Source organism: Furfurilactobacillus curtus (genome assembly GCF_054657915.1).
On sequence record NZ_BAAHXU010000001.1, the window covers coordinates 1143091 to 1165440 of the forward strand.

5 protein-coding genes are annotated in these 22350 nt (G+C 45.2%); all 5 read right to left on the reverse strand.

What is annotated here, in order from left to right; all coding sequences use genetic code 11:
• Positions 1-50: 50 nt before the first annotated feature.
• Positions 51-15980 carry a mucin-binding protein gene (locus ACYQ0Y_RS05650; RefSeq protein ID WP_459935462.1) on the reverse strand — a complete coding sequence of 5310 codons (15930 nt, stop codon included), beginning with the start codon at positions 15978-15980 and terminating at the stop codon, positions 51-53.
• 540 nt (positions 15981-16520) lie between these two features.
• Positions 16521-17870, reverse strand: coding sequence for a DapH/DapD/GlmU-related protein (locus ACYQ0Y_RS05655; protein WP_407884922.1), 1350 nt, complete (start codon positions 17868-17870; stop codon positions 16521-16523).
• Between the two features lie 121 nt (positions 17871-17991).
• Complete coding sequence (locus ACYQ0Y_RS05660; protein WP_407884920.1) at positions 17992-19254, reverse strand: sugar O-acetyltransferase; 1263 nt, start codon at positions 19252-19254, stop codon at positions 17992-17994.
• Positions 19255-19286: 32 nt separating this feature from the next.
• Positions 19287-20768, reverse strand: coding sequence for a glycosyltransferase (locus tag ACYQ0Y_RS05665; RefSeq protein ID WP_407884918.1), 1482 nt, complete (start codon positions 20766-20768; stop codon positions 19287-19289).
• Positions 20769-22325: a glycosyltransferase gene (locus tag ACYQ0Y_RS05670; protein WP_407884916.1), complete on the reverse strand. Its 1557-nt coding sequence runs from the start codon at positions 22323-22325 to the stop codon at positions 20769-20771. It abuts the gene before it with no gap.
• Positions 22326-22350: the final 25 nt, after the last annotated feature.

The window sequence follows — 22350 nt, forward strand, 5'->3', positions numbered from 1 at the left end:
AAGGACCCGCGAGAAATCGCGAGCCCTTCTTTGCGTCATTCATTCAAAAATCATGATTCATGACGATGTTTCTTCGTACCAAGCAAACCTAGTGCAGCCAACATACCAGTCAGCCCAATCAAAACAACCGCATCGTTTGAAGGCGCCTCCGTTGCCGGTAAACCTGAGTGCCGATTTGGCGCTGGCTTCGTGCCCTTCGTCTGAGCATTGAAGTTGCCGGTAACCGTATCAGCGATCATTTGACTAGCTCCAAAGTTCGGCGCTTTGCCCTGACCATTTGTTACCAAATTACTGTTGCTGTTATCCGAGTTTGAGTTGCCCGTGTTGTTCGAACCACTGTTACTGTTATCCGAGTTCGAGTTGCCCGTGTTGTTCGAACCACTGTTACTGTTGCCCGAGTTCGAGTTGCCCGTGTTGTTCGAACCGCTGTTGCCCGAGTTCGAGTTGCCCGTGTTGTTTGAACCGCTGTTACTGTTACCCGAGTTCGAGTTGCCCGTGTTGTTACCATCACTTCCCTTAATTGTCACAGTGAAGCTGGCTGTTACCGGATCACTCCAAGCAACCGTAATTGTGTAAACCCCCGGTACATTAACATTAACCGAACCTGTCCACTCGATGACATTATCAGGAATTACATCATCAAATTGGTCGGCAGATTCAACGTACTTATAGGTAATTTGTCCAGGATCAACAATTGAACCATTCATCCGTTTTACTACCGTCACATTATCAGAAACTTGCCAACCAGAATCTAATGGAATTTCGCTGTTTTTGACAAGAACTTGCGCTTGATTCTCCAGCCAAGTAACGGTCGTCGTCTGGGTAACATAATCACCAATCCCATGATCAGCTTTGTTTCCCCAAGCAAATTCAACCACCATAGATCCCACTTTATTCTCGGATCCAGAGAGAACACGATATTCGACCACATTGGCATCAATTTTGGCATCAAATTCATCTTGTACTTCTTTGAGTTGAATGCCATTTAAATCAACTTTATTTCCATGATCATCAATCAATTCGAGCACGTTCAGCTTAGGATTCCAAACACCATTATTCGTGTAAACAGCTGAAGGTGCGACCGTTAGAATCGGAGTCGTCAAACCATTCCCGATTAGATTATCACCATGATTATCGTTACCAGTGTTGTTATTACCGACATTCCCATCACCATGGTTATTGTTACCAGTATTGTTTGATCCAGTGTTGTTGTTACCAGTGTTGTTTGAACCTGAGTTCGAATTACCTGTGTTGGAATCACCAGTGTTATTCGAGCCGCTGTTACTGTTCCCAGTATTACTGTCACCAGTGTTGTTTGAACCTGAGTTCGAATTACCTGTGTTGGAATCACCAGTGTTATTCGAGCCAGAGTTCGAGTTACCCGTGTTGCTGTCGCCGGTGTTGTTCGAACCACTGTTCGAGTTACCCGTGTTGCTGTCACCAGTGTTATTCGAGCCAGAGTTACTGTTCCCAGTGTTGCTATCACCGGTGTTATTCGAGCCGGAGTTCGAGTTACCTGTGTTGCTGTCACCAGTGTTATTCGAGCCAGAGTTACTGTTCCCAGTGTTACTATCACCGGTGTTATTCGAGCCGGAGTTCAAGTTACCCGTGTTGCTGTCACCAGTGTTATTTGAACCTGAGTTACTGTTCCCAGTGTTGCTATCACCGGTGTTATTCGAGCCGGAGTTCGAGTTACCCGTGTTGCTGTCACCAGTATTGTTCGAACCACTGTTCGAATTACCACTGTTTGAGTTCCCGGTGTTGTTGTTACCAGTGTTATTCGAGCCGCTGTTACTGTTCCCAGTATTACTGTCACCGGTGTTGTTTGAACCCGAGTTCGAATTCCCAGTGTTGGAATCACCAGTGTTGTTTGAACCCGAGTTCGAATTACCTGTGTTGGAATCACCAGTGTTATTCGAGCCAGAGTTACTGTTCCCAGTGTTGCTGTCACCAGTGTTATTTGAACCTGAGTTCGAATTACCTGTGTTGCTATCACCAGTGTTGTTTGAACCCGAGTTCGAATTCCCAGTGTTGGAATCACCAGTGTTATTCGAGCCACTGTTCGAGTTACCCGTGTTGCTGTCACCGGTGTTGTTTGAACCTGAGTTCGAATTACCTGTGTTGGAATCACCAGTGTTATTCGAGCCAGAGTTACTGTTCCCAGTGTTGCTGTCACCAGTGTTATTTGAACCTGAGTTACTGTTCCCAGTGTTGCTATCACCAGTGTTATTTGAACCTGAGTTACTGTTCCCAGTGTTGCTATCACCAGTGTTATTCGAGCCACTGTTCGAGTTACCACTGTTGGAATCACCAGTGTTATTCGAGCCAGAGTTACTGTTCCCAGTATTGCTGTCACCGGTGTTGTTTGAACCCGAGTTCGAATTCCCAGTGTTGGAATCACCAGTGTTATTCGAGCCACTGTTCGAGTTACCCGTGTTGCTGTCACCGGTGTTGTTTGAACCTGAGTTCGAATTACCTGTGTTGCTATCACCAGTGTTATTCGAGCCAGAGTTACTGTTCCCAGTATTACTGTCACCGGTGTTGTTTGAACCCGAGTTCGAGTTACCAGTATTGCTGTCGCCGGTGTTGTTTGAACCTGAGTTCGAATTACCTGTGTTGCTATCACCAGTGTTATTCGAGCCAGAGTTACTGTTCCCAGTGTTGCTGTCACCAGTGTTATTTGAACCTGAGTTACTGTTCCCAGTGTTGCTATCACCAGTGTTATTCGAGCCACTGTTCGAGTTACCACTGTTGGAGTTTCCAGTGTTGTTGTTACCAGTGTTATTTGAACCTGAGTTACTGTTCCCAGTGTTGCTATCACCGGTGTTATTCGAGCCGGAGTTCGAGTTACCTGTGTTGCTGTCACCAGTGTTATTTGAACCTGAGTTCGAGTTACCGGTGTTGCTATCACCAGTATTGTTTGAACCTGAGTTCGAATTACCTGTGTTGCTATCACCAGTGTTATTCGAGCCGCTGTTACTGTTCCCAGTATTACTGTCACCAGTGTTATTCGAACCACTGTTCGAATTACCACTGTTTGAGTTCCCGGTGTTGTTGTTACCAGTGTTATTCGAGCCGCTGTTACTGTTCCCAGTATTACTGTCACCGGTGTTATTCGAGCCGGAGTTCGAGTTACCCGTATTGCTGTCACCAGTATTGTTCGAACCACTGTTCGAATTACCACTGTTTGAGTTCCCGGTGTTGTTGTCACCAGTGTTGTTCGAGCCAGAGTTACTGTTCCCAGTATTGCTGTCACCGGTGTTGTTTGAACCCGAGTTCGAATTCCCAGTGTTGGAATCACCAGTGTTATTCGAGCCACTGTTCGAGTTACCCGTGTTGCTGTCACCAGTGTTATTTGAACCTGAGTTCGAGTTACCGGTGTTGCTATCACCAGTATTGTTCGAACCACTGTTCGAATTACCTGTGTTGCTATCACCAGTGTTATTCGAGCCGCTGTTACTGTTCCCAGTATTACTGTCACCAGTGTTGTTGTTACCAGTGTTGTTTGAACCTGAGTTCGAATTACCTGTGTTGGAATCACCAGTGTTATTCGAGCCAGAGTTACTGTTCCCAGTATTACTGTCACCAGTGTTGTTCGAACCACTGTTCGAGTTACCTGTGTTGCTGTCACCAGTGTTATTCGAGCCAGAGTTACTGTTCCCAGTGTTGCTATCACCGGTGTTATTCGAGCCGGAGTTCGAGTTACCGGTGTTGCTGTCACCAGTATTGTTCGAACCACTGTTCGAATTACCACTGTTTGAGTTCCCGGTGTTGTTGTTACCAGTGTTATTCGAGCCACTGTTGGAGTTCCCAGTGTTGTTGTTACCAGTGTTATTCGAGCCGGAGTTCGAGTTACCGGTGTTGCTGTCGCCGGTGTTGTTTGAACCTGAGTTCGAATTACCTGTGTTGGAATCACCAGTGTTATTCGAGCCAGAGTTACTGTTCCCAGTATTGCTGTCACCGGTGTTGTTTGAACCCGAGTTCGAATTACCTGTGTTGCTGTCACCAGTGTTATTCGAGCCGGAGTTCGAGTTACCGGTGTTGCTGTCGCCGGTGTTGTTTGAACCTGAGTTCGAATTACCTGTGTTGGAATCACCAGTGTTATTCGAGCCAGAGTTACTGTTCCCAGTGTTGCTGTCACCAGTGTTATTTGAACCTGAGTTACTGTTCCCAGTGTTGCTATCACCAGTGTTATTCGAGCCACTGTTCGAGTTACCACTGTTGGAGTTCCCAGTGTTGTTGTTACCAGTGTTATTTGAACCTGAGTTCGAGTTACCTGTGTTGCTATCACCAGTATTGTTCGAACCACTGTTCGAATTACCTGTGTTGCTATCACCAGTGTTATTCGAGCCGCTGTTACTGTTCCCAGTATTACTGTCACCAGTGTTATTCGAGCCAGAGTTACTGTTCCCAGTATTACTGTCACCAGTGTTATTCGAGCCAGAGTTACTGTTCCCAGTGTTGCTATCACCGGTATTATTCGAGCCGGAGTTCGAGTTACCTGTGTTGCTGTCACCAGTATTGTTCGAACCACTGTTCGAATTACCACTGTTGGAGTTCCCGGTGTTGTTGTTACCAGTGTTATTCGAGCCACTGTTCGAGTTACCACTGTTGGAGTTCCCAGTGTTGTTGTTACCAGTGTTGTTTGAACCTGAGTTCGAATTACCTGTGTTGGAATCACCAGTGTTATTCGAGCCAGAGTTACTGTTCCCAGTGTTGCTGTCACCAGTGTTATTTGAACCTGAGTTCGAGTTACCGGTGTTGCTATCACCAGTATTGTTTGAACCTGAGTTCGAATTACCTGTGTTGCTATCACCAGTGTTATTCGAGCCGCTGTTACTGTTCCCGGTGTTGTTGTCACCAGTGTTGTTCGAGCCAGAGTTACTGTTCCCAGTATTGCTGTCACCGGTGTTGTTTGAACCCGAGTTCGAATTCCCAGTGTTGGAATCACCAGTGTTATTCGAGCCACTGTTCGAGTTACCCGTGTTGCTGTCACCAGTGTTATTTGAACCTGAGTTCGAGTTACCGGTGTTGCTATCACCAGTATTGTTTGAACCTGAGTTCGAATTACCTGTGTTGCTATCACCAGTGTTATTCGAGCCGCTGTTACTGTTCCCAGTATTACTGTCACCAGTGTTGTTCGAACCACTGTTCGAATTACCACTGTTTGAGTTCCCGGTGTTGTTGTTACCAGTGTTATTCGAGCCGCTGTTACTGTTCCCAGTATTACTGTCACCGGTGTTATTCGAGCCGGAGTTCGAGTTACCGGTGTTGCTGTCACCGGTATTGTTGTCACCGGTGTTGTTTGAACCTGAGTTCGAATTACCTGTGTTGCTATCACCGGTGTTGTTTGAACCCGAGTTCGAGTTACCCGTGTTGCTATCACCAGTGTTATTCGAGCCGCTGTTACTGTTCCCGGTGTTGCTGTCACCAGTGTTATTTGAACCTGAGTTCGAGTTACCGGTGTTGCTATCACCGGTGTTATTCGAGCCGGAGTTCGAGTTACCGGTGTTGCTGTCACCAGTATTGTTCGAACCACTGTTCGAATTACCACTGTTTGAGTTCCCGGTGTTGTTGTTACCAGTGTTATTCGAGCCACTGTTGGAGTTCCCAGTGTTGTTGTTACCAGTGTTATTCGAGCCGGAGTTCGAGTTACCGGTGTTGCTGTCGCCGGTGTTGTTTGAACCTGAGTTCGAATTACCTGTGTTGGAATCACCAGTGTTATTCGAGCCAGAGTTACTGTTCCCAGTATTGCTGTCACCGGTGTTGTTTGAACCCGAGTTCGAATTACCTGTGTTGCTGTCACCAGTGTTATTCGAGCCGGAGTTCGAGTTACCGGTGTTGCTGTCGCCGGTGTTGTTTGAACCTGAGTTCGAATTACCTGTGTTGGAATCACCAGTGTTATTCGAGCCAGAGTTACTGTTCCCAGTGTTGCTGTCACCAGTGTTATTTGAACCTGAGTTACTGTTCCCAGTGTTGCTATCACCAGTGTTATTCGAGCCACTGTTCGAGTTACCACTGTTGGAGTTCCCAGTGTTGTTGTTACCAGTGTTATTTGAACCTGAGTTCGAGTTACCTGTGTTGCTATCACCAGTATTGTTCGAACCACTGTTCGAATTACCTGTGTTGCTATCACCAGTGTTATTCGAGCCGCTGTTACTGTTCCCAGTATTACTGTCACCAGTGTTATTCGAGCCAGAGTTACTGTTCCCAGTATTACTGTCACCAGTGTTATTCGAGCCAGAGTTACTGTTCCCAGTGTTGCTATCACCGGTATTATTCGAGCCGGAGTTCGAGTTACCTGTGTTGCTGTCACCAGTATTGTTCGAACCACTGTTCGAATTACCACTGTTGGAGTTCCCGGTGTTGTTGTTACCAGTGTTATTCGAGCCACTGTTCGAGTTACCACTGTTGGAGTTCCCAGTGTTGTTGTTACCAGTGTTGTTTGAACCTGAGTTCGAATTACCTGTGTTGCTATCACCGGTGTTGTTTGAACCCGAGTTCGAGTTACCGGTGTTGGAATCACCAGTGTTATTCGAGCCGGAGTTCGAGTTACCGGTGTTGCTGTCGCCGGTGTTGTTTGAACCTGAGTTCGAATTACCTGTGTTGGAATCACCAGTGTTATTCGAGCCAGAGTTACTGTTCCCAGTATTGCTGTCACCGGTGTTGTTTGAACCCGAGTTCGAATTACCTGTGTTGGAATCACCAGTGTTATTCGAGCCAGAGTTACTGTTCCCAGTGTTGCTGTCACCAGTGTTATTTGAACCTGAGTTCGAGTTACCGGTGTTGCTATCACCAGTATTGTTTGAACCTGAGTTCGAATTACCTGTGTTGCTATCACCAGTGTTATTCGAGCCGCTGTTACTGTTCCCGGTGTTGTTGTCACCAGTGTTGTTCGAGCCAGAGTTACTGTTCCCAGTATTGCTGTCACCGGTGTTGTTTGAACCCGAGTTCGAATTACCTGTGTTGGAATCACCAGTGTTATTCGAGCCACTGTTCGAGTTACCCGTGTTGCTGTCACCAGTGTTATTTGAACCTGAGTTCGAGTTACCGGTGTTGCTATCACCAGTATTGTTTGAACCTGAGTTCGAATTACCTGTGTTGCTATCACCAGTGTTATTCGAGCCGCTGTTACTGTTCCCAGTATTACTGTCACCAGTGTTGTTCGAACCACTGTTCGAATTACCACTGTTTGAGTTCCCGGTGTTGTTGTTACCAGTGTTATTCGAGCCGCTGTTACTGTTCCCAGTATTACTGTCACCGGTGTTATTCGAGCCGGAGTTCGAGTTACCGGTGTTGCTGTCACCGGTATTGTTGTCACCGGTGTTGTTTGAACCTGAGTTCGAATTACCTGTGTTGCTATCACCGGTGTTGTTTGAACCCGAGTTCGAGTTACCCGTGTTGCTATCACCAGTGTTATTCGAGCCGCTGTTACTGTTCCCGGTGTTGCTGTCACCAGTGTTATTTGAACCTGAGTTCGAGTTACCGGTGTTGCTATCACCAGTATTGTTTGAACCTGAGTTCGAATTACCTGTGTTGCTGTCACCAGTGTTATTTGAACCTGAGTTACTGTTCCCAGTGTTGCTATCACCGGTGTTATTCGAGCCAGAGTTCGAGTTACCTGTGTTGCTGTCACCAGTGTTATTTGAACCTGAGTTCGAGTTACCGGTGTTGCTATCACCAGTATTGTTTGAACCTGAGTTCGAATTACCTGTGTTGCTATCACCGGTGTTGTTTGAACCCGAGTTCGAGTTACCAGTATTGCTGTCACCAGTGTTGTTCGAACCACTGTTCGAATTACCACTGTTTGAGTTCCCGGTGTTGTTGTTACCAGTATTGTTTGAACCTGAGTTCGAATTACCTGTGTTGCTATCACCAGTGTTATTCGAGCCAGAGTTACTGTTCCCAGTATTACTGTCACCAGTGTTGTTCGAGCCGGAGTTCGAGTTACCCGTGTTGCTGTCACCAGTGTTGTTCGAACCACTGTTCGAATTACCACTGTTTGAGTTCCCGGTGTTGTTGTTACCAGTGTTGTTTGAACCTGAGTTCGAATTACCTGTGTTGCTATCACCGGTGTTGTTTGAACCAGAGTTCGAGTTACCAGTATTGCTGTCACCGGCGTTGTTCGAGCCAGAGTTCGAGTTACCGGTATTGCTGTCACCGGTGTTGTTTGAACCACTGTTACTGTTCCCAGTGTTGCTGTCACCGGTGTTGTTCGAACCACTGTTCGAGTTACCGGTATTGCTGTCACCGGTGTTGTTTGAACCAGAGTTCGAGTTACCGGTATTGCTATCACCAGTGTTGTTTGAACCGCTGTTACTGTTCCCAGTGTTGGAATCACCGGTGTTGTTTGAACCAGAGTTCGAGTTACCGGTGTTGCTGTCACCGGTGTTATTCGAGCCAGAGTTCGAATTACCTGTGTTGCTGTCACCGGTGTTGTTTGAACCAGAGTTCGAGTTACCGGTGTTGCTGTCACCAGTGTTGTTTGAACCGGAGTTCGAGTTACCAGTGTTACTGTCACCGGTGTTGTTCGAACCACTGTTCGAATTACCACTGTTTGAGTTACCGGTATTGTTGTCACCGGTGTTGTTCGAGCCAGAGTTTGAATTACCTGTGTTGCTATCACCAGTGTTGTTTGAACCAGAGTTCGAGTTACCGGTGTTGCTGTCACCGGTGTTATTCGAGCCAGAGTTGCTGTTCCCAGTGTTGCTATCACCAGTGTTATTCGAGCCAGAGTTCGAGTTACCGGTATTGCTGTCACCGGTGTTATTTGAACCACTGTTACTGTTCCCAGTGTTGCTGTCACCGGTGTTGTTCGAACCACTGTTCGAGTTACCTGTATTGCTGTCACCGGTGTTGTTTGAACCAGAGTTCGAGTTACCGGTATTGCTATCACCAGTGTTATTCGAGCCGGAGTTTGAATTACCTGTGTTGCTGTCACCAGTGTTGTTCGAGCCACTGTTCGAGTTACCAGTATTGCTGTCACCAGTATTGTTTGAACCGGAGTTCGAGTTACCAGTGTTACTGTCACCGGTGTTGTTCGAACCACTGTTCGAGTTACCTGTATTACTGTCACCAGTGTTGTTATTGCCAGTATTGTTGTTACCGGTATTGTTCGCTGTATATGTCACCATGATAGTGACATTTTTCGTGTCAGAAGTTACGGTCTCGGCATCAACTTCTGGTGTATCAACTGTGTATCCTGTAAATGTTGGACTTGTCACAGCTGCCCAAGTTGGGTCTCCTCCTAAAGCAACCTCCCAATCTGACGTACTAATGACTGATCCATCATTGGGATCAGTAGTGACCGTTTGACTAAATTGTACCTTCTGAATGATGGACGAAGGCGCCGCAACACCGTCATCAGAAACCACATAAACAATTGTTCTAACGACTGCTTTTGAATTAACCGTCACTTTGTTCTTTAAATAGTTAACGGTTAGCATATTAGCGGCACTGCCATCAATGCCCAAACTACTAATGGCATAATTGTTCTTTTTATCGAGTGTGTACCCGTCCTGTTGATCGGGATTAGAAATGGTTACGGCATCACCAAAAGTCGCAGCAATGACATCACCAAATTTAGCATGAATAGTTGGCCCACCGTTGATTGAATAGTCAAAGCCTAATCCAGTGGTAGTACCACCAGTTGCTTTTACCGTAAACGTAGTCGAAACGGCCGTATAAGTGACGATAACGTTACTGTCGGCTGGCTGAGTCGTCGTCGCGGTCAACGTAGTATCTGGAACGCTTGTCACATCCGCCGTATAGCCTACGATGCTTGGCGTTGTTACTGCCTTAGCTTGCGTTGTTGGCGTGTAAGTGGTTATCCCGTTCACGGCGTCTTGATCCGTTTGCCAGGTAATTGGTTGTATTTGTTTGGCTGGTGTATTGGCACCGGCACCAGTGTAATTAATTGTTCGGTTCGTGGTCAGCGTACCAATATTGTGCTGGTGCGCCAAACGAACTGTTACCTCACTAGTGCCAGCGGCAAAGACATAATCAATGGTCCCTGATTGACCAGTAGCCAATTGATAATTTGTTGGCACAACAACGGTATACGTTCCAGTACCATCCGTGACACCGGTTAACGTGACTGGTTCCCCAACTGCATTGTTAGCATCGTCGGCGTCCACGTAATTAACCGTGATCGTCGCTGGGTTAGCTGTATAAGTGACCGTAACCGTATTATCCGTTGGCTGTGTTGTTGTCTTGATAAAGTTAGTCGCTGGAACACTACTTTTATCTACCGTATAGCCAGCGATCGTTGGCGCAGAAACTGCGTCCGCTTGCGTTGTTGGTGTATAGTTTGTCACGCCAGTAACGGCATCTTCATCGGTTTGCCAAGTGATTGGCTGTGTCTGATTTGCCGGCGTTTTATCGCCAGCACCGGTGTAGGTCACGATCCGGTTGATCGTCATTGTGCCCATAACGTGTTGATGAATCAGATGCACAATCAACGGCGTATCGCCAACGCCAAATGTGTAAGCGATCGTCTCAGCTTGATCCTTGGCCAATTGATAATTGGCCGGCAATTTCACAGTGTATGAACCGGTACCATCTGTCACACCGGTTAATGTTTCAGCCGTACCAACCGTCTGATTAGTGTCGTCATCCACGTAAGTCACGGTGATCGTTGCCGGGTTAGCGGTGTAGGTTACAGTTACGGTGCTGTCCGTAGGTTTGGTTGTTGTTACTGGGAAATTAGTCGCGGAAACAACTGGTTGATCAGCGGTATAACCAGCAACGTTTAGGGAAGTCACGGCTTCAGCCTGCGTTGTTGGTGTATAAGTGATTACGCCAGTTACAGCATCTTCGTCGGTCTGCCAAGCAACAGATTGTGTTTGGTTTGCTGGTGTTTTAGCACCGGCCCCGACATACGTGATTGTTCGGTTTGTGGTCATTGTGCCAGCAACATGCTGGTGAATCAGATGCACCGTCAGTGCCGTGTTACCGGCGCCAAACGTGTAAGCAATCGTCGGTGTCTGAGCCTTAGCCAATTCATAATTAGCCGGAACGATGACTATATATGAACCGGTCTGATCAGTAATTCCATTCAGAACTTCTGGTTGGCCGACCGTCTGACCTGTTGTGTCATCGTCCACGTAAGTCACGGTGATCGTCGCCGGATTAGCCGTGTAGGTCACGGTTACAGGATTGTCCGTTGGCTTAGTCGTTGTTGGTGTATACGTTGTTGCTGAAACAGCCATCTGATCCGGCGTATAACCGGCGACTGTTGGTGCCGTTACTGCATCAGCCTGCGTTGTTGGCGTATAGGTAATTACGCCAGTCACGGCATCTTCGTCGGTCTGCCAAGCAATTGGTTGTGTTTGCGCTGCTGGTGTCTTAGCACCGGCCCCGACATATGTGATTATCCGGTTCGTCGTCATTGAGCCGATCTTATGCTGGTGAACCAAATGAACGGTTAACGCAGTGTCACCAACGCCAAACGTGTAGGCAACCGTCTCTAATTGACCATCAGCCACCTGATAGTTTGTTGGTACAGTGACATTGTAAGAACCAACCTCGTCAGTGACACCATTTAACGTTTCTGGCGTCCCAACTGTCTTGCCACTGGCATCGTCATCCACGTAAGTCACGGTGACCGTCGCTGGGTTGGCCTTGTAGGTCACCGTAACGGTACTATCCGTTGGTTTGGTTGTTGTTGCTGTAAATGTTGTGGCTGGAACATTAGCTTGGTCGGGCGTATAACCGGCGACTGCTGGTGTTGGCACAGCGTCAGCCTGTGTTGGTGTATAAGTGATCACGCCAGTCACAGCATCTTCATCGGTTTGCCAAGCAACAGATTGCGTTTGCACCGCTGGTGTCTTAGCACCGGCCCCGACATACGTAATTGTCCGATTCGTGGTCATTGTGCCAATATTGTGCTGGTGAACCAAATGAACGGTTAACGTAGTTTCGCCAACGCCAAACGTATAAGATATTGTCTTTGCTTGATTTTCAGCCAACTGATAGTTGGTTGGGACAGTGACATTGTAAGAACCGGTCTGGTCTGTAACACCATTCAATAGTGCCGATGTAGAAATAACCTTGCCACTTTCCTCATCATCCACGTAATTAAAGACGATTGTGGCCGGATTAGCCGTGTAAGTTACATTGATGGTGTTATCTGCTGGCTGTGTAGTCAACGTTTCATTACTACTTGCTGGAACAGTAGTCTTATCTGGTGTATAACCAGCAATCACCGGCGACTCAACCGCCGTCGTTTGAGTGGTTGGCGTTGCTTGCCAAGTGTCTGCAAACAAGTCATGACTCGTATTCCAACTAATCGTTTGCACATTATCTGTGACTGCGGTCGAACTTGGTGTGTCAACGTAATGAATCGTCTGTGTCGTCGTGGCCGTAGCCGTTGCAATCTTGTGCGTGACGTGAATAACAAACGACTGAGTTGTTGTCGTATCGTCATCAAAATATGCAGGCGTCACCGTGTAATCAGTGCCATCGCTGCCAAGAATTTTGACCAGGTTAAGATTATCCGAACCTGTGACGTTTTTGCTTAAAAAGTCAGCAAAATCAATGGCCGATCCGGCACTGCCCGTTGTTGGCAAAGCGGTTGTTAAAGCAGTATTGGTCGTGTCATCTTGAATTTGAATCGTTGCATTTTGAACAGGGATGATATAGTTCAGCGTAAATTGGTTGGAACCATCTTGCATCTGTAAGTGATCAGCGGAAGCCTGATCAAGGCTTGCACCAGTCGGTGTGACTGCCCAAACAGTCACGTTATCACCAAAGTGTAAATTAGGTAAAGCGGCGGTGTAGACTTGACTGGTTCCAGTCTGCACCACATTAACAGACATAGTTGCTCCTTGGCCATCAATTTGGTAGTAGACAGTCTTGATCAACTGATCAGTCGTAGATGTGCCAGTAACGTTGATCGTCACATTAGCAGCTTCAACGTTACGTGTGAAAACAACATTTAAAATTTCATTTGCACTACCAAATTTTCCAGTTAGCATTTGCCCAGACTGTAAGGTATAACCTGGTAACGTTGTTGGAATGGTCGTGGACATATCATAGGCATCATTGGTTAATCCAGACGTCGACCAACTAGAAGCCACTGTTGTCTGAATTGAATTATCATTTTCATCCACGGCGTTAAATTGATACGTTACTTTAGTCGCTGGCAAATATTGCACTGTGACAAATGAATCAGTACTGCCAAAAGTCCCGCTTAATTGGGTCACATCCGTTGCGTAGTAGGTCACCCCACCAATAACGATGTTTTGATGGCTAGATTCATTGTAGGTGCTGCCAATTGCTCCGGTTTCCGTCCAACTACCGTCCATACTTACACCAGTATTGGCATTTACAGGATTAAAAGTCACAGTGGAAGCTTGTATTAATTTAACCGTATAACTATATGGATTACTTGGATCGCGATAGATCGTTACGATCGTTGGCGAACTTTGTTGTGGCTTAGTCGCATTTGTTGCATATATCCATCCAGCAGGCGGAACTGGTAAAAGATCCTTCCCTAATAGATAAGTCGTATTAACTGCTTGACCTAAGCTCGGATCGGTCACGGCTGCGATATCCACGGGTACCTTAGTAGCCAAACGACTAATAGCATCGTTAACGATTGAATTTCCATTGGCATCGACACCTTGGAACTTCACTTGAACAATCGAATATTTTGTTTCATCGACTCCAGATAAATAGATATCGTAATATAGCTGTTTCGTTGCACCACCGAAAGATGCATAATTAGTCGCCGCAGTATAGGTCGTCTGCTGAGCAACATCTTGATTACTCGTAGAATCCTTCATAACAGCGTTGAGGACCGCTTGACCGCCTTTGGCTTCCAACATCCACTGATCAAAATCAGCTTGACTCGTCAGTAATTTACCATTTTCACTATCGGTGGCCGCTTGCGTACGCAAAGCGACAAGTTGGGCAATTTGATAGTCTGCGTACTTTTGGGCCAATTCTGTAATTGTCAATCCGGAGCTGGTACTAAAGGTTGGCGCAGCGGCTGAAATTAGTGCTTCATATGCAGCTTTATTATCACCGCTATCACCTTGCTCGATGATATTCAGATCTTTATTACGTTGTACTGAATACGCTCCAGCGATCGCGTAAACAATTGCCTGCCTCAACTGTGTATAAATATCGCCAAACAACCCATACTGAATTCGGACACCATACTGCATAACCGTATCTTTAGTGGCTGCAACCCCATTTGTTTCTACACCTAATGTCGTCTGGTCCTCTGCTGTGCCGAGGTAAATCGGTTGCTGTTTGTTTGCGTCATAGCCAACAATATAATGCAAAAAACCGTCACTTAGCGTTGAGTTAGCATAAGCAAACATTAGCTGTAATGTCGATAGTGGATCCTTGCCGCCTAAGTATGCAGCGACGTTAACGTCCATTTCAGGCATCCCAGAAACTAATTCTGAAATAGTTGCAGGCATGCCTAAACCATTAGAAACAGCGTTCAAGTTGTTCGCAATTGCAGCGTAGACATCTGCCGCACTCGCATTTTGCGTAGGGACCAACCCTAAAGTATTCATTGAACCTAATTGTTCAAAAGCATGTGCAGTCGTATTAAAAGTTGCCTCATCGGCGATTAGGCCAACGTAGAGCGACAAAGTATTATTGATTGGGTCATTAATTTGTGCTATCGAAAAAAAGTTATCATAGTCAGCTGTATCGGTATTACTAGTCAAAAAGGTATACGAATTATCTGAAGCCTTATATCCGACATAGGTGTACGTTTTCCCAGCCCGTGGAACAACAGGAATGCCATTAGGAGCGAGCGTAGTATTCGAAGCGAGTCCTGCACTTAAACTATTACCCAAGAAAAGTGTTACCAACGATGCAAGATTGGCCGCAGTTAAACCAGCCTGCGCTTGCGTACCCTCTTTCCAAAAACTATTTGCCAAGTCATCATAATAAGTCGTATCAGTAGATTCATTTGGTGTTGGAATATTGGCAGTTAATGCTTTTGTAAAAGCATAAATTCCGTTATACATTTGAGCCATCGTATAACGATATCCAGCGATGTAATCAACCTTATTTGTCGCACCACTGAGCTTGAAATTACCAGCAACAGATAATCCTGCATAATAGCTATCAATATTATCACTACCCGCATTCGCTGGTGTAAGCCACTGACTCAAAGCATAGAAAACCATCGGACTTAGTAGGCTTGCATCTTTTGTTGCCGCCGACATGCCTGCTTGAAAGTCCGTCGAATTGGCCGCCACATACTCGGCCCCGGCTACGGCCGTTGGATCAATTACATTACCATTCAAGCTTGCTGCAGCATCCGTTAAATTAATGACCACATTAGTATCAAAACCATTTTTAGCCAGTAAATCTTTAACCGCTGTTAACTGATCATCTGAAGAACCTGACACTGTCACCGTACCATCAGTTAACGTGGCTGAATATCCTGATGGTAAGGCCGTCGTTAGCGCTTGAAAACGATTATTAAGACTATCCCCTGTATTACTGGTTACGTCCGTTTCACTAGTTGCTAAAGAGGCTGCCTCAAGAGACCCGGCGGCAATTGTGGAGCTTGAGGAGGTCTTTTTATCGCTAGTATTGCCCGACGCTACATTTGATGCGTCTTTTGCCAAACTAGCAGAGCCAGCTTGAACGGACGTTTTCGTCACAGGCTGAATTGAATCATTATTGACAGTTTCAGCCGACGAAGCCGTACCCACTGCAGAACTCGCCACATCAGCCGACGCAGATGTCACTTGACTCAAGGATAATGATGACGCCTGATTGTTGCTTGTTTTAGCAGCATCCGATCCGCCAATTATTGTCGTTGGATTAGCTGTCGACTCGATATCAGCCTTAGCTAAAGTCGGTTGCAATGCCACCAATCCAAACGTCAACATTGTAATGCCCGAATAAAGCCACAATTTACCAGCCTTGTACATTTTAAAATGCGTATTGCGATCTGTTAGTGCTCGCTGCAAACGTCGATTTTTACCCGCAAAGTTCTTCATACTTGTCCCCCTCCAGATTGTCATTACGCGTTCCGTCCCTCTGTTCAGCAAATAACATTGTGTCTCATTAAGATTTACACAATTTATTAACTGCGCCGCTTCAACAATTGTTTTATAGGCAACCACAATTTAAAAATCATTGCCTGGGCAATTGTAAACGCGTTTAACCACATTTAAAAATAAAACGCTAAAACAATTTCACACGTTAATATTAACACCGGTTGTCTGTTTTTTTAAGTATTGTTATGAAACTTATGCAAAACATTTTTTAAATATTGTTATTTATCAATAATCAAAACAAATAAGTTGCCATCCCAACGCAATATGACTAGTCAAGGGACAACTTATATCCATCAAATTTATAAAACCTTAGATGCCACAAACTTTTAGCGCTTAAAAGAAAAATCGCTGAAAATTCATCATCATCAAATACTGCAAAATTTTTGCCTATTTTTAGACGATCAACAAGTATCGCCACTACAGATAAGCAATTTAACCAATGTTAAGCCAATAAAAATTTTCTCGCCGATAATCGACACATTACTCATCATGCCATTCTCGAGCTTCGCGGTCTTCATCAAAATCTGTAAGATCTATCTCACGAATCAGGCGCGCTGGATTGCCGGCAATCACGACATTATCACCAAAGGACTTAGTCACGACTGATCCAGCACCAACGATCACGTTATCCCCTAATGTGACACCACCAAGAATAATCGCACCTGCACCGGCCCAAAAGTTGTTACCGATTTTAATGTTTTTTCCGCGAAAAACATTGTTGATGTGCCGTGAAATTGGGTTGCGCGGATGATCTGGTGTCACTAATTGCACATTAGGCCCCAACATGCAATTATCGCCGATTTCAATCTGTCCGCCACCAACCAAGCTACAGCCCACATTGGCATAGAATTGATCACCAACACGTACTTTTGAACCCAGTTGTAAATAATAGGGCGGATAAATCGAAATTGCATCTCCAACACTCGCCACATTGTTTACGAATAACCTAACCGCCTCATCGTGGCTCTGCGCACCATTTACATAAATTGTCCCTTGGTTTTGTTGCTGATATTGTGGATCGCCCCAGTCTACATGATGCCAGCGTCCTAACAGATCCAACTCAGCTTCAGTCTTTGGCTGCTTTATTGGCGGAAGTAATCTCGCCAATTGTTCTGGTAACTTATCACGATTGTCGCCATGCAGAATATTGGTAAACACTGATACATGAGACAAATCATTTAAACCAACGGTCACCTCATCAGTCATGGTTAAGATGGTCGCTAGCTGATCATTCTCAACAACCATGTCCTTTAAAACGGCGACTAATAATTCATCCCAGTTTTTCACCCGGAGAGCCTTGGCATCTCCGTGTCGGTACCAGTCGATATAATCATCCATGACATCCAGCACAATATGCTCACGGCCTGCCAAATATTGAGAATGCACGATGCGTCCGTCTGCTTGATGGAACTGATGTAAACTGACAAAGCCGCGCTCGTCGATTGCGAAAGTTTCATAATTGCCGTTTTCTCGGTACAAAGTTACGTTGATAGGAACGGCTTTTCTAATGCGTACGGTCGCCACTTTACGGTCTTCATTAAAATAATCCTGAAACGCTTGGTTTTCCTGTTTAGCAAGAGTTAATGACGACAAATTTGGAATCAATGCTTCAAGAATTGTGGAAAATGATTCTGGCTTAATTGCTAAACCGCTTAAATAGTCATACTCGTTAATACATTCAGCAGATGTCAGGTTATTAGTCGCCAGTAAGGTCGAAAATTTCGCCGTAAATTGCGTTAATAAAATTTTTGCCGACTGTCCATTTTTATTAAGCAGTTTAACTAAGCGGACCGCTTGGAAATCAGGTTGTTTTGCAACAATAAATATCATTTTCCACACCCAAATATAATTAATTTTCAAACACTGCATTTGACACAAATCATTTGTCAAGGAATCAAAAGAAACCGACCACTGATCGAATGCCCGGTCTTCCGCACGAATACAACCTTGCTTACCGAATGGTTTTAATTATTCTAGCTGGGTTCCCAGCAACTAGTACCTGATCGGGAATCGTTCCGCTGACAACACTGCCCGCACTGATGACAGCATTATTGCCGATTGTCGTTCCTGGTAAGATTGTGACCGAACCGCCAATCCAGACATTATCACCAATAGTAATGGGTTTTGCATAACTATAGCCCTCAAATAAACGACTCTCGGCATTTAATGGATGATTAGAGGTGTAAAAGCTTACATTCGGTCCAACTAGACAATGATTGCCAAATGTAATCTTGGCCCCACCAATAAAAGTAATATTGTGATTGGCCCAAAAATGATTGCCTAAATGAACATCTTCGGGAAAATCAAAGAAGACGTTACCTGCAAAGTATACGTCCGGACCTGTCGTACCAAATGTCTGTTGAAATAATTTAAGACGTTTCTGCGCATCAGTTTCTTGGTTAATTGACTGTTGACGCTGGCGCATCTCATTTCCATAAAGAGGTTCGGTCAACAGACGATGGCCGGCATGCTGTTGTTCTCGAACTGTGTTCACTTTTTGTCGCAGACTTGCTACTTCATGCTCGCTGGCAAGAACCGCGTCTCCTTTACCAACCTCACCAGTCAATGAGAAGAGCTTTTGATACGGTTCTGCTAGCAAACGATTCCAAGCCACAACAAGCGACGTAAAGTTCGTGTAAGTTTCCTTCAACCAACCATGCAGGACCTCTATTTTAAATGGTATTTCGCCTTCATGTCGTTCAAAGTCAAAATATTCGCGAATAATAATGTCGCCATCGGTATTCAAATAGTCCTTCCTAGCGACCCAATTGTTAGCCGCAAATTTAAATCGTTTAAATTCGTGACCATCTGGCAGGTAGTAATGACGTAAATCTTCCCCGCCATCAACACGAAATTCAGATAGTTCTTGAACTGTTTGTCGACTAGTATCAAAGAACTTACCAGAAATTAACGATTGCCCATCAACATTAAACAAGCGAAAACCAAGTTCCTCAGTCTCAATTCTTTGATGAAACTGAGCGGCGATTTTTTCGGCATTTAAGTCCCCACCAGCCGCAAAGATATCCATGTTGCCCATTTCGCCATACAAATAACGCAACTGCACCGGTAATAACCCGCTGCCAGAAAATCGTTGACCATCATTGATGTTATAGTGTTGTAATATCAGGTCTGTTTGCTCCGTTGATAGTACAAAGGTCCCTTTAATCGCATCATCATTGAACGTTCGCGTAATAATTGACTGCTTTGTCGACATGTTGTTGACCACCTCTTTAAAATCGCCTCAAACTACTTTAATAACTCAGCCCATTCAGGTACAGCAATTTGTTGATTGATACGTTCAATCTTGCTTCGTGCCGCTACACCCATTTTTTGACGAAGCGCATCATTTTGTAAAATATCAATCGTAGTCTGGGCTAATTGTTTCGAATCACCAGTTGCGACAAGCCGTCCCTCTACGCCATCCTCAATGAGAGTCGACACACCATAGTTAATCTCATAGGCAATTGCAGGCACCCCAGCCGCCATTATCTCAGCCATCGCCGTTGGATACACTTCGTAATGGCTGGTTAACAAGAACAAATCCGCATTTCTTGTAATTTCTTCAATCTTAGTTGCATCGGTTTTAAAAGTGACGGCTTCGCTAAGTCCACTAGTGTTAACCAATGTTTGCAACTGTGAAAAAAGCTGGTGGTCCACAACTGTTCCATAAATTGTGAGCGTGGCGGTCGGTAACTCACGATAGACGCGCCGAAATGCTTTAATGCCATCTTCTAGGCGATTCACCGGTGTAATCGCTGCGTTCATGATGAGCCGCTGACCCTGTAACTTTGCAGATGGCTCTGGTATCGGCATAATCGGCGTAACAGCTTTGACGGTTAGTTCTGGCCACCGGTCAGCTATATCAGCAGCTTGTTGCGCAGTGGCAGCAACTAGCGGTATATCTGCAGGTATTGCAGCAAGCAGTTGTTGAAAAGCTTGTGTAGGTTGGCCTGACTGTAATCGCCGATAATCGTTAGTCTGCATTTGATCCAGCATCATGAAATTTTCTGCCGGTGTGTGCATGTCTGCTAAGGCGCTGAGTTGAACAACTGAATTAGCAATAAAGCGATGGTGTCCACGCTGATTTAGAGTGTCAAAAAAATAAGCAACTAATTGATGAAATTGTTGGAATACTCGCCATTGACCGTCACGAGCATGTAGCCGAATTAATGCGATCTTAATTTGCTCACCTTCACGATGGTAACCAAAAGTCAATCGCACTGCGCCATCCGTATCAAAAAATTGTTCCAGTGCGACACCACCGTCTTGTCCGTATGTCGCTTCTAGACTTTTAAAACCACGGCTATCATAGTAGATGCTTCGCACAAGTCGATCATGCTGATCAAAGTAAGCGATTTGGTCAATCTGGTCAGTCTCGTCAGCAATTCCAGCAGAAAGCAACGTTACCCGCACCACCACTCGCTGGCGTTCATTAGTGAAATTAATCACATCGCCATTACCAGGTTGTTTGGATAGGTTGTCAAATTGCAAATCATCCAGCCGTGCTTTGGGTCCAATGTATTTCCCAACACGTTGACAATAATCAAATAAATTCAATGATTTCAAGCCAGCAAATCCTGCACGCCGTTTAAATCCCAATCGATCATATTGTAACGTAACGAGCCGATCATCTTGCTGCTGGCCTAATCGAAGTTGCCATCGCTCAATTTGTGCTTGATCTAGTTCAGATGGAGTTTCGCTTAACTGATCAATTAAAAATTCATTCATTTATTTCTCCTCCTCGCTTACGATGCCAGCATCTTTCCAAAGCTGCCAAATATTAGATTCGGAAAAACGATCCGCAAGTTCATAGGCATGCTTGGACATCTCTGCAAGTTGAGCCTGATTCTCTAGAAGTTGTCGCATGCGCTGAGCAAGTTGATCAACATTGCTATTTTCAACTAAATAACCGTTCTGCCCATCGACAATAACGTCGGCACTACCGTAATTACAATCGTAGGCTACTAGGGGAACACCGTGCGCTTGTGCTTCAACCAACGCCATATTTAACCCTTCATAGCGACTGGAGAGAGCCAACAATTGTGCCTCGTTGTAAACATTATCAATATCATTCGTATACGAAACGAATTTCACCGCTGTCGTTAGTCCAGCCGCTGCAACTTGTTGTTGTAACTGCTGATATAACTCATTGTCATTGACATACCCATGAATAGACAAAGTAGCTTCAGGGATCGATTGATGTGTGATAGTGAACGCGCTAATTAAATCCTCTAGCCGTTTTTGTTCATGAATGCGAGCCACACAAATAACATGATAGGAACGACGCTGGGTGAAGTCTTGTTGAGGAGCTTGTAAAATTTCATCGCTCACCGTTGGCGCCGGAATGCGCCATACTGGTAAGTCTGCTTCATCAATCCCCTGTTCCTTAATTCGCGCAGCCATGTCATCGCGCTCGCGCTGCGAAGGCACAATTAAACCATCGAATGCGTCGGCAAATTTCATCTCCATGGCAAATGTGTCATATGCCTGACCAGTAGCTGGATGATCATAGTCAGGCGTATAAATATTGTGCCAATAAACATAATGTTTTGCTGGTTGCTTCATTAACCGCATTGGCGTATCCATTGCGTAAGCCCGATCAGAGATAAACGTCGCTAGAGTTTGATCTTGACTGGCAAGCCGGTCCAACACATACGCGATCACTTCATCACTATTATCATAAATGTGCTCACCTTGATCAGTTGAAAGGATCCATAGTGTATCTCCAATATTGCCTGTTTGCGGATTACGTTGATAAAAGGACGTAACCACCGGTTGACCATCCACGCGATAATTGACTTCCTTAGTGACACCGCCATCTTGACCATAAAAATCGGTCATGCTCTTAAAGCCCCGCGGGTCGTAGTAGTCAGCCTGAACCAGGGATCCCACCTGATCAAAATATTCAACGTGATCAACCAAATCAGTCCGTGCAATTTGTTGATTAAAACCATGGATGACGAATAACCGTCGTTGTCCTGCCATCACAATAATTGCCCCGTCCTGTTCAACGATTGTCAGTCGATCATCATCTGGAATCACAGCTTGAATGGTCACTGACTCAGATGATGCCTGGTCTGCTTGTTGCAAAATGTCAAAACAGTTAATCACTTCATCGGTTGTTAGATCATTGGCAGATAAGTCTCTTGCCATAAAACGATTGTAGCGACGAACAATTATTTTGGCTGCAATCCCATGTGCTTGAAATAAGCGTAACCGCTTGATCTGCGCATGTTCGATTCCAGAAAGCTGTGAAGCAAATGTGTCAGTCAAAAAATAGTACATTTTGCACCATCCCTCAAAAAGGCTT

Bases quoted from the DNA above. Each gene is read 5' to 3' on its own strand.
- ACYQ0Y_RS05650 (WP_459935462.1), bottom strand. From the start codon at position 15,980: ATGAAGAACTTTGCGGGTAAAAATCGACGTTTGCAGCGAGCACTAACA.
- ACYQ0Y_RS05655 (WP_407884922.1), bottom strand. From the start codon at position 17,870: ATGATATTTATTGTTGCAAAACAACCTGATTTCCAAGCGGTCCGCTTA.
- ACYQ0Y_RS05660 (WP_407884920.1), bottom strand. From the start codon at position 19,254: ATGTCGACAAAGCAGTCAATTATTACGCGAACGTTCAATGATGATGCG.
- ACYQ0Y_RS05665 (WP_407884918.1), bottom strand. From the start codon at position 20,768: ATGAATGAATTTTTAATTGATCAGTTAAGCGAAACTCCATCTGAACTA.
- ACYQ0Y_RS05670 (WP_407884916.1), bottom strand. From the start codon at position 22,325: ATGTACTATTTTTTGACTGACACATTTGCTTCACAGCTTTCTGGAATC.